Origin of the sequence: Idiomarina piscisalsi (assembly GCF_003987095.1) — a bacterium.
Classification (GTDB): Bacteria; Pseudomonadota; Gammaproteobacteria; order Enterobacterales; family Alteromonadaceae; genus Idiomarina; species Idiomarina piscisalsi.
This window is the reverse complement of sequence record NZ_PIQA01000007.1, coordinates 22,315-33,096: the sequence shown is the minus strand read 5'-3', so window position 1 is coordinate 33,096 and position 10,782 is coordinate 22,315. Positions and strand designations below refer to the sequence as shown.

Sequence of the window (10,782 nt, the reverse complement as noted above, 5' to 3'; positions counted from 1 at the left end):
TCACCGAACGCAATGCTGTTGTTGTCATCAATGCCATCACCTGGTGCTGTAGTATCTAATATATCGTCGGTTGAATCTGTTCGTTCAATGCCGTTGTTATCATTAGCTACTGCGTTAATCGTCAACACGCCGTCTATTAAGCTGGATACGTCAGCATTAACCGTATAACTGCCATCTGCAGTTATAGTTGCGGTCGTTGTAACCGCATTATCATTTTGATCGGTGATCGTGATAGATACTTCAGTGCCCTCAGGCATGTCTGCAGAAGTACCCGATACGGTGATGCTGCCATCAGTCACAGAACTATCAACGGTTAAGTCACCAGCTACGTTATCCAGTTCTGCAGTATCAGTTGCCGTCTGCTCGGTACCGTTGTTATCGGTAGCCGTTACATCAACACTGACCTCACCGTCAGTCAACCCAGACACGTCGGCATCAACTGTGTAATTACCATCAGCATCAACAATTGCCGTCGCGGTAATGGTGTTACCATTCGCGTCCGTAATGGTTACCGTCACTTCCGTGCCTTCGGCCAGGTCCGCAGAGGTACCACTCGCGGTTAACACGCCGCCATCCGTTGTCACGTCAACCGTTAGGTTCCCCTGAACCTCGTCTATTTCTACCGAAGTACTGTCGGTAAGCGTCGCACCGGTGGCATCCACCACAGAGGCTTCCACGGTGACATCGCCGTCGGTTAATCCAGTCAAGTCAACTCCGGAAACAGAGTAATCGCCGTTGGCGTCAATCGTGGTTGAGGTTGTGAGCTGATTGCCCTGCGAGTCGGTAAGCAATAACGAAACGGTCGCCCCTGCAGGAAGGTTGCTAACGGTTCCGGTAACCGTTAAGCCAGACGTGCCTTGCGCGTATTCTGCATTCACGCTAATGGTGCCACCAGAAACACCTGAAAAATCAGGTTGCGTGATGTCACTTTCTGCGCTTTGGGGACGATTAATATCGACAGGCGTTAAGCCCACGGGGGTGTCGTATACATTTTCCAGCGCACGAGACAAGCGCACAAAGTTACTGCCGGTGTTCCCACCGGAGGCAACGTTACCCGCAGCCGTTGCTTCAAATTGTTCTAACAGATCCCCATCTGTTTCATCAAGTAAGCTGATGATGTCATCAACACTGTCTTCGCTCGCAACAAACTCTGAGTCATCCACCGACTCATCGGACATCTGCTCGCGAGTAATTGCTAACTCAACGCCTTCAGTTAATAGCACCTGTTCGTTGTTTTCATATTCAAGAACCACAAAACCGTCCTCTGGCGTTAATACAACATCGCCTTCAAACAGCTGGTCACCAACGGCTAGTGTCTCTATTGAGCCGTCTGCGCGTTGAACCTGAACATTACCTTCAATACGAACAATTGTTGCTATCATGTGTTGCCTCGATAAAAATGATGGGGATTAATCAAGGCTAACCATATCAAAGCAAGTGTAAAATCCTATTGTACCCAGGTGCAGGTTTTATCTTTTTTTCACGCGTAAATAGGTATCAAGCCTACACAGGTTTAATTGGGTATCGTACACATCCCACCAACTAACTGAGGCTCTGGCTCGGGAATGTGCTGGCAGGTGGAGTACCCCCTTTTAGCCGCCTCTTTGGCGTTTTCATTATAGCGATGAACCGCATCCAGTAACGCCCGCTCGTCGGTAATGCTTTCGCTGCTGTAAACCACGTAACGCTCGGGGCCTCCGCAGGCTTTTTTGCCCAAGGGCAACACCTTGCAACTGTCGATATGTTGTGCTTTGGCCGAGCCGATTAACGTCGTAATATCCGCCCGTGTCACGGGACGCTCGTCGGCTGGCTCTACGGTGCTGCAGCCCGCCAGTACCACCAGTGTGCTCAACAGTAATGACCCTTTCATGTTCCACCTCACGTTATTTGAGTGTTTTACAGAGTTTTAACAAGTATTCATTAGCAAAACCGCTATTCTTCTTATACGTTAGAATACATCAGCATAAACACAAGCTGTTTGTCACACACTTACACAAGAGGTTTTCATTATGCGTTTTAAATATTCCTTACTCGTTCTTGCCATGTCGGGTGTTCTGGCCGCCTGTGGTGGTTCTGATGACACACCGGATAACGGCGGCGGTGACAACACTGGCAGCACGACAACAGTCGTCACCGAAGGAGTCATTACCGGTTTTGGTAGTGTGTATGTTAACGGCCAGCGCTATACCTCCGACAACGCCAACATCGACGTGGGTAACAACACCTCAGCGGATGAAAGCATGCTTCGCGTGGGCATGGTGGTGAAAGTAGCGGCCTCCGCTACCGACGACGGCAGCGACCCCGAAGCCAACCAAATCACCTACGAAGAAAGCCTGCAAGGCCCGGTCAGCTTTATCGACCGCACCGCTGAAACGCTTACAGTGTTAGGTCAAACGGTTCAGTTTGACGAGCTCACGGCGTTCGAAGACACCAACGCTACGATGCTCAGTCTGGGCGACCTGGTGGAAGTGAGTGGTTACATTAATGAAGACGGCGATTTTTACGCCACGCTCATTGAAGTGGAAAGCGACGAAGACGAAATGAAACTGCGCGGCAATGTCAGTGCGTTAGACACCAGCACGCAAACCTTCAAAATCAATGAGCTTGTCATCGATTACTCCGGCACGGAGTTTGACGACATGACAGCGGATGACTTAGCCGACGGTCTGTTTGTCAAAGTGGAAGGCACTGAATTTAACGCTGACACCATGACGCTCACCGCAACCGAAGTTGAAAACAAAAGCAACACCGACTTTGACGACGACATCAACGAAATTACCATCGCCGGCATGGTTCGCGATTACGATGTCGACGACGCCACCTTTACCGTAAACCAGTACCATTTTGCATTGGATACCGACACCGAATTTGAAGACGGCAGCCTGGACTTACTGAGCAACGGCATGATCGTCAAAATTGAAGCGCATTTAGACGGTGACGAGCTTATCGCCGACGAAATCGAATTCAAAGCCATGACGGCCCGCAGCAAAACCGAAGGTCAGGTCACCGACGTAAACTCCGACGACAACACCTTTGTGGTGAATGGTACCACCTTCATGGTGACTGCCGACACGCGTTACGACGACGATTCCGACCTGGACGAACGTCGTTTCACCTTCGATAACATCGCGGTTAACGACTGGCTTGAAGTCGTATCTAAACAGGACGATAACGACAACACCGTTGCTCTGAAAGTGGAGCGCATCAACGAGAACGAACGCGACGGCGAGCTCACCGGTGTTGCAACCGATGTGACGGCTGACGGAATGATGTTGGGTAATGTGTCTGTTGTATTCAATGAGGATACAGAATTTGAAGCCGACGACGACCTTACTGTCGACGAGTTCGTTACACTGGCGGGCGAGCAGGACGCTCTGCGCGTTGAAGTCGAAGGCGAGTACGACGGCGATACCTTGGAAGCCATGGAAGTCGAAGTGGAGTCCGACGATGACGACGCGGATGACAACACTGGCCGTATCGAGTTTAAAGGCCAGGTACAGTCCATCGACATGGACAACCAGTCGGTAATGATTCAGGGTAACGAGGTTCGCTTTACCCAAAACAGTGAACTTGAGCTGAACGATGACACCGCCGACGTTACAACCTTCCTGAGCGCCCTAAGCGAAGGAACCGTACTGGAAGTGGAAGGTGTCTGGGTTGAAGAAACCTTTATTGAGGTAAAAGAAGCCGAAGTCGAAAACGAGGACGACGACAGCGAAGAGTAACACTCCTTAAAGCTCGGTTTGGTTCGGTGGCTGATAAGCCACCGAACCATTATTTCTGTATCATTGAATATGGGTTAAGAAATTGGCGGCTCCATAATAACCGTCTATCCACCTCGTTCAGCATCGCTTCATCACACACTGCTTCCCAGTTATCCGTGATCGTCTGAATTTGATGATCGAATATCTCTTTCGCTTCATCCTGTGACAAGAGGAAATTATGAGCAGTTTCTAAACAGGTTTTTAGTTGACTCAGTTTATTATCTCCGGAAATCATCATTGCCTGAGAAGCTTCGTTCTCTGTGCGTCCCTGAGGACAAATATCGTAAGCAGGAGTTAAAGATAGTGTTTTGCCATCCCAAAAGGCTGCATGGTTTCTGGCATGATCATCTGTATTACCGGACAAAATATTAAACGTTAATCGACAAAACAGCTCGCGCAGAGTCTTTTTGGGTTCAGTAAAGCGTCCCCGAATAATTTCCGCCAAAGTCTCATAACTTGCATAGCGCGCCATCATGTCATCAAGTTCAAATAAAGTCAGAGCCGATACAATCGACTTACGCGCCCATCCGCCCCCTTTAGCAATCCGGTCAAAGCGCTCAACCAACAATACGTCCTTATGTGCAGCTCGAGCTATCTTAACGGAAGCAACATCGAGCCCCACAAGGCTTGCTAGTCGCATGGCAACGTACTCAGCTTTTACAACACTATAAATGTCATTGCTCGCTGAAAACTTCGCTATATACTTCTTCCCCTGCTCTTCAATCAAGGCTTTGGGGCGAGCACCACCTATCGAGCTGCCGTGAAATAATGCCTGGTCTAACTCAGACGTCAGCGGAATGCCTTTTTCAACCCGTTCAGCAGATTCAACCAATTCTTCCATAGTGACATTCGTGGCAACTCGCGGCGCATAGTCAGTCGCTGACAATTGAAAGTCTAAAGCGCCTATGCGATCAGAGCCTGACTCTAACAAATAGGTGAGTTCATCAAGCTGCCCCGTGTCGATATCGTTCCCTTTATGACCTAACCGACGGTTTATAATAACTCGACGACCCCAAGCATCCGGCGCACTATCTCTTATACACCCTGGAACACTAAGGCCTTCCATCAACGGTAAAACACCAGGTTTTAGCGGTAATTCTGGTTCGTAAATTGGAATGGCATCTTTTACGCGCTCAAGGTAACTCTTACCATAGTTGAAATATAACTTCTCGCCGTCGGGCTCCAAACGCCCAGCAACAGTCGGCTTGGTTTCATCAGGCAACCAAATCCAAACGTACGCTTCCTGGTATTCCCGCTTAGAAATCATCCTTGGCTACCTTTTTTGTTTTTCTGGCGCTTTTAGGCAGCAGAGACAGTTTTTCATTAACCTGCTCAAGCTGCATCGCCAATCGACTTGGTTCTGTCTCGAATAAGCTCACACCAACAATTTTGGCCACCTCAAACGTTGCACCAATTTCGCACTTGGGGTCAGCTTTTTCTATGCGAACCAGCATGCTCCGGGAAATGCCCGCTCGGTCAGCCACTTCTTGAGCACTCATCTTATTCTCAAGCCTTGCAGCACGTATTAACCCTGCAAGTAACGATAAAGCTTCTTGAGTGTATTTAGAATAAGTTCTTACAACAGACTTTGGCATAATGCTCCATATATGAATCACAAAAGTGGCTTAAGGCTTATATATAGCACAAATTGGAAGGTTATCAAGAGCCGATTTCTATATAAACCATAAAGACTTTTTATGGTTTATATAGAGAACATTATTAGCAGTTTCTATTGTGGTAGGGATTATTTGAAGGTTACTTTTGCCTGAAAAATCTCGCCTGAGGCAAATAGCCTCAGGCTGTAATGACCGCCGGACTCTATGCCCGGGCGGGTTGTATTAAACTCTGTCTTAACGAAAGGCATCCGGTAAAGGCACGGCCTTACGAGCTTTCATATCAAACAGCACCGAGGTAGCCACATTCTCCGCCGCAACCTCTCCTGTGTCGCTAAGGTACATAGTTTGGCGATAACGAATCGACTTGTTGCCCAGCTTTTCCACCTGACAATCAATATGGACTAAGGCACCAACCGGTACCTCAGCCACATAATCGATTTCGTGACGCACATCAGCCCAGCCCAGGTTGTCTTTGCGGGCTTCAGACGCATTGTGACCAAGACAGCGCATAAAGTGCTGCATGGCATCATCGAACATTCCAACATAATTGCGGGTGTTCAAATGCCCCATTTCATCACATAGCCAAGGATGCACAACGCCCTGAAAGGTCGTAAACACCTTATTGTTTGGCATTGTCGTCCTCCTCAATCATCGCTTTTATGCGTTGCCAGGCATCCAGCGTTGCCTGCTCGTCATAAACGCTACCCGCTTCCACATTTGCAGGGTTCGGATCCGCGTGATCAAAGGTATGCGTTGCCCCCGGGTAGACAACATACTCAAACTCACCAGCATTCTCCGGGTGCTTGTAGTTTACGCACTCGGCTTCATCGATGTATCTATCATTCCCTCCGAGCAACATTATCGAGTCAATATCGACTGACCATTGTCCGCGGCACGTGCCGTAAAACATGAAAGCGCCATCAATGACCGACTCATAATCCGTTTCCGGCCAGCTTGCTACGCTCAACGGTTTCTTCTCGGCGGATAACTGGCGTAAGAACGTCCAAATGGTGCCCGCACCGTGCGAAAAGCCCGCAAGATAGACATTCTTTTCATCAAAGGTCGTGCGCTCGGACAACGACTCGATGGTCGCCACAATATCACCAGAGCGCTCCCAGGGGGTCATTTTCTCGAAGTTACAGGCATCGTTCCAATCGATACCACGACCGCTGTAGCTATCCACCGCAATAACCGCAACCCCTAACTCATTAAAGCGCTCCGCCCAATCTTCTTCGTGGCTCGCCGTAGGGCCACTACAACCATGCAGAAAGATCAGTGTCGGAAACGGTGCATCGGTTTTATCATCCGGCAGATACACTTTTTCATGCGGCAAAAGTTCGTTTTGTAACTGCGACATAGGCTTCGTCAACACCGTTTGCTCGGCATTTTTCTGCGCTTTAAGTATCCAATCTTCCTGGATACCATTATCAACCGCCTCTTCTAAGCTTGCCCGGTTATCTCCCACGTTTGACGAGCAAGCTGTTAACGCAACAAGCACCGCCATTGAGAATACGGCTCCTACAGTTTTAATTGTCATTCTTTACTCCTTTCCCGTTCGTCGAATGCTTGGTCGATACCACCAGCTCAGGTTTAGCAAGCTGTCGCCCAAAGTCATCGTGTAATTGATTCAATAAAGATTTAAACAACACCAGCAACACCGGAATAAGCGGCAGTGCCAACATAATCGTGGACGCTTTCACGGTATCCAGCGCATCAATCACTAGCAGACCAACCGCCAGCGCCGCTAGAATGACCGCCCAGGCAACGCGGTTCCAGCGCGCAGGCTCTTCGTCTCCAGCCAGGTTTTTAGTGCTAATGCTGGCAAGCACATAAGCCGAGGAGTCTAACGTTGTTGCCAAGAACACAAAGCTCAACAAGGTAAATACGCCAATCACCAACGTGCTAAACGGCAAGGTTTCTAATATCGCGACAACGGTGGCAGGTATGCCCGACGTCCCCAGAATGCTCGATACATCGAGAGCTCCGGTCAGTTGCAAGTGCTGCGCATAGGCGCCACACACCGCCAAAAAGGTCATACAGCCCAAACTGCCCCAGGTGAGTGTGCCAAGCACTAAGCTTTTTATGGTGCGCCCTTTGGAAATGCGCCCAATAAATAATCCCATTAGTGGCGCATAGGCTATCCACCACGCCCAGTAAAACAATGTCCAGTTGTCAGGGAAGTTATCGCCGGTAATGGGAGCCAGCCAGAAGCTAATTTGTGCGAAGCTATCCAGCAGCAACCCCAGGCTATTCATAGTCAGTGACAAAATGAACACAGTAGGGCCGGCAAACAACACAAACAGCACCACAATAATCGCCAGTACAATGTTAATATCGCTCAACCATCGAATACCCTGCTTTAACCCGCGGTAGGCGCTGCCGCCAAACAGTAATGCCCAAAAACCAATGACTCCTAAACGCATACCGATAGAGTCTTCCACACCAAACAGGTGGCTCACCAGCTCTGATACTAACGGCACCCCCAGTCCTAACGAAGTTCCGGCGCCACCAAGTAACCCCAGTAGTATCAGGGTGTCTGTCAGTGCGCCTAAGGCCCCATCACTTTGCTTTTTAAACACCGGACGGCAGGCTTCTGAAATACGCAAAAACGGGCGCTCGCGCACGTACAAGCGATAAGCAACCGCCACAGCTGGAATGGCATAGAGTGTCCATGGAACGAAGCTCCAATGGAACAAGGTGTACATGTGTCCCCAGTTATAAGCCGCGGTGGAGTGCGCCTCCAGTCCCAGGGGCGGGGTCGACAAATAGTAAATCGGCTCGACAAACGACCAGCTCATCAGTCCAATACCAATACCGGCCGAGAACATCATCGCCGCCCAGCTAACTTCTGAGTATTCCTTATCGGCGTGATCTGTCGCTAATTTCACCTGTCCATAGCGACCAAAAGCCAACCAAAGCGCAAAGACAAAAGCGCCAAACCCAAAAATTACCAGTAGCCAACCAAAATTATTAGTAATGGCTGACATGGCCTGGCTTGCCCAGGCTTGAGACTCGATCGGGGCTAAAATCAACGCAGCCGCCACAGCAGCTGCGATGATAAACGCCGGTGTAAAAACAGCGACGTCCAGTTTCGATTGCTTCATTAGAATGATTTAGCGACGCTAATTCCGAAAGTTCTAGGCTCTCCCTGAATTGCGAAGCCAACTCCTGTTAGTGAAAACGAATGCACAATATACTCTTTATCCGTTAAGTTTTTGCCATAAACGGAGAACTCCCAACCGTCCATGGTTTCCCAGGTAAGGTTAGAATTAACCAAAGCGTAGCTGTCCGTCTTTGCCGTTTCCTCGTTGGCAACACTAAAGAACATGTCGTCCTGATAAGTGACATCGGTGCGCCAATCCATTGTGTACCCGCCATCGAACAGCCACTGGTAGTTAAAACCAATTGACCCGCTGTGCTCTGGAGTACGAGCCAGTCTATTACCAACAACGCTTGCATCACTTTCAAACGAGGTGAACTCGGAGTCGGTATACGCATAGGTCGCAAACATCCGTAGTCCGTCAGTAATAAAGGCGTTAGCATCGAGCTCAATACCTTTTACTTCAGCGTCACCTGTTGCAGTTCGCACTTCACCGGTTTCAATGTCGGTCGTAAAGTTCTGCAAGTCGGTGTAATCAAGGAAATACGCCGCACCGTTTAACGACAGAGCCTTGTCAAAGAAGCGCGCTTTAAAGCCTAATTCATAGTTGCGCGCTTTTTCCTGATCAAAGGGCACGCCCGCCGCTTGCTCAGTAGCGGCAATACCATTATAACCTCCGGCTTTGTAGCCTTCCGACAACGTCAGGTACACCATATCGCCTTGCTCAGAAAAGTAGTTCACTGTCAGCTTCGGCGTAAAGCTGTTCCAGCTTTTCTCTTTTGCTACCTGATAATTTTCCTGTAAGAAACCTAACAAGTCCGGCGCGCCAGAAGCAACGACTGCAAAGTCTTTCTTGTCGTAGGTATAACGCCCGCCTAAGGTTATCCCCCAGTTATCGTTTAGACGGTAGTTGCCTTCACCAAATACGGCGTAGCTATCGGTTTCATTCGCGGCGTCCCACACACCGCGCGAGCTCATGTTATCAACGCCCTGTAATTCGTACATTTTGGTTGAATCCCAGGCTTCCAGACGTTCAATCTCTTCATTGAATAAGTACACCCCCGCGGTCCACTCAAACGGGTCGTTGGTGAGGTTTTGCAGACGAAACTCCTGGGTGATCTGTTTGGAAGTTTCACTGGCATCGTTCATTAGCGACAAGCCGGCATCACGCAAATACCGGCCGGTTAAGTCGTCAAAGAAGTAATAGTCCTGTTCACGATAAGCCGTTATAGAGGTGAATAAATGCTCGTCTAAGTCAACGGTTAAGTTCGCCGATAACCCAAAAATCTCCCGATCAGTAGAACCTTCTTTGTATAAGTCGACCTGGTCAATCTCATCTTGCGTTGGGTACTTGGAGCCAAACACTTCGTCATAGTGTGTCACTGAACGAGCACCGGGCCCTTCTAAAGTGTCTTTGGCATAATCGGCAATGAGTATTAAGTCAGCGGACTGAGACAAGTCGAAGTCCAGCTTGCCGCGAAACGACTTATTGTCCTGATCACGCAGTTCATTGCCGGTATAGACGTTATCAACCCAACCATCGCGCTGACGGATAGAGCCTGCAAAGCGACCATTAATATCGTCAGCGACCGGACCGCTGACCATGCCCTGAAGTTCCATCAGGTTGTAACTGCCCAATGTTCCTTTAACCTTAGCTTCAAAAAACTCGGTCGGATCTTTGGTAATAACGCTAATAGCACCACCCGCGACGTTGCGCCCGTACAACGACCCTTGTGGGCCCCGCAGTACTTCAACACGCTGTATATCGAACATGTCCGAGCGAAAGCCTCCGGCACGCCCTGCATAAACATCATCGATAAACACGCCCACAGAAGCGTCATCACCAACAGAGCTAGAGTTTGTGCCCACACCGCGAATATACGGTTGTGGTGTCACTGGGTTATAAGTCGAAATGGAAAAGCCCGGTGTCATACCGGCCACATCTTCAATATCCAGCACGTTTGCGCGCTCAATAGTCATTGAGCCCAGTGCTGTTACCGCCATAGGTACTTCATTTAAGCTTTTTGTACGGCGGTTAGACGTAACCGTAATGGTTTCATATTGCTCGTCTTGCGCGTCTGTTTCGTTTTGATTGTCCTGGGCTAACGTCACTGAGGGTATCGTTAGCGTACTAATGGTTAATGCAAGTGCTGATAATTTAAATTGTGATAATGTTTTCATCTTTATCCCTATTGTTTCTTACCCGTTCGTTCCCAAAATGAGTGCCTTGAGCGGCAAGAAGTCTTTCTAGTGTGTTATGTATGCTATAACTCAGGTAAGATTAAACTTTAGGTTATACGAC

9 protein-coding genes are annotated in these 10,782 nt (G+C 49.0%); 1 reads left to right on the top strand and 8 read right to left on the bottom strand.

Annotated features, from left to right (window positions below; all coding sequences use genetic code 11):
- Positions 1-1,382, bottom strand: a 1,382-nt coding sequence (locus tag CWI73_RS09295) for a retention module-containing protein (protein WP_126752537.1), incomplete at its 3' end; no start/stop codon positions are given.
- Between the two features lie 131 nt (positions 1,383-1,513).
- On the bottom strand, positions 1,514-1,870 hold the full coding sequence (locus CWI73_RS09290) for a hypothetical protein (protein WP_126752536.1): 357 nt from the start codon (positions 1,868-1,870) through the stop codon (positions 1,514-1,516).
- 139 nt (positions 1,871-2,009) lie between these two features.
- Between CWI73_RS09290 and CWI73_RS09285 the strand changes: the two genes are divergently transcribed.
- Positions 2,010-3,725: a DUF5666 domain-containing protein gene (locus CWI73_RS09285; protein WP_126752535.1), complete on the top strand. Its 1,716-nt coding sequence runs from the start codon at positions 2,010-2,012 to the stop codon at positions 3,723-3,725.
- Positions 3,726-3,774: 49 nt separating this feature from the next.
- On the opposite strand, the gene CWI73_RS09280 is transcribed toward CWI73_RS09285, so the two are convergent.
- The 6 genes from CWI73_RS09280 to CWI73_RS09255 form a co-directional block, all read right to left on the bottom strand.
- The gene (locus CWI73_RS09280) at positions 3,775-5,031 is read right to left on the bottom strand and encodes a type II toxin-antitoxin system HipA family toxin (protein ID WP_126752534.1); all 1,257 of its coding nucleotides are present in this window, start codon (positions 5,029-5,031) and stop codon (positions 3,775-3,777) included.
- Positions 5,021-5,359 carry a helix-turn-helix transcriptional regulator gene (locus CWI73_RS09275; protein ID WP_126752533.1) on the bottom strand — a complete coding sequence of 113 codons (339 nt, stop codon included), beginning with the start codon at positions 5,357-5,359 and terminating at the stop codon, positions 5,021-5,023. Before CWI73_RS09275 ends, CWI73_RS09280 begins: the two co-directional genes overlap by 11 nt.
- A gap of 255 nt (positions 5,360-5,614) precedes the next feature.
- Complete coding sequence (locus CWI73_RS09270) at positions 5,615-6,013, bottom strand: acyl-CoA thioesterase (RefSeq protein WP_126752532.1); 399 nt, start codon at positions 6,011-6,013, stop codon at positions 5,615-5,617.
- The gene (locus CWI73_RS09265; protein WP_126752531.1) at positions 6,000-6,917 is read right to left on the bottom strand and encodes a dienelactone hydrolase family protein; all 918 of its coding nucleotides are present in this window, start codon (positions 6,915-6,917) and stop codon (positions 6,000-6,002) included. Before CWI73_RS09265 ends, CWI73_RS09270 begins: the two co-directional genes overlap by 14 nt.
- Positions 6,907-8,484, bottom strand: coding sequence for a BCCT family transporter (locus CWI73_RS09260; RefSeq protein ID WP_126752530.1), 1,578 nt, complete (start codon positions 8,482-8,484; stop codon positions 6,907-6,909). The genes CWI73_RS09265 and CWI73_RS09260 overlap by 11 nt, the downstream gene beginning before the upstream one ends.
- Complete coding sequence (locus CWI73_RS09255) at positions 8,484-10,661, bottom strand: TonB-dependent receptor (protein WP_126752529.1); 2,178 nt, start codon at positions 10,659-10,661, stop codon at positions 8,484-8,486. Before CWI73_RS09255 ends, CWI73_RS09260 begins: the two co-directional genes overlap by 1 nt.
- Positions 10,662-10,782 lie beyond the last annotated feature (121 nt).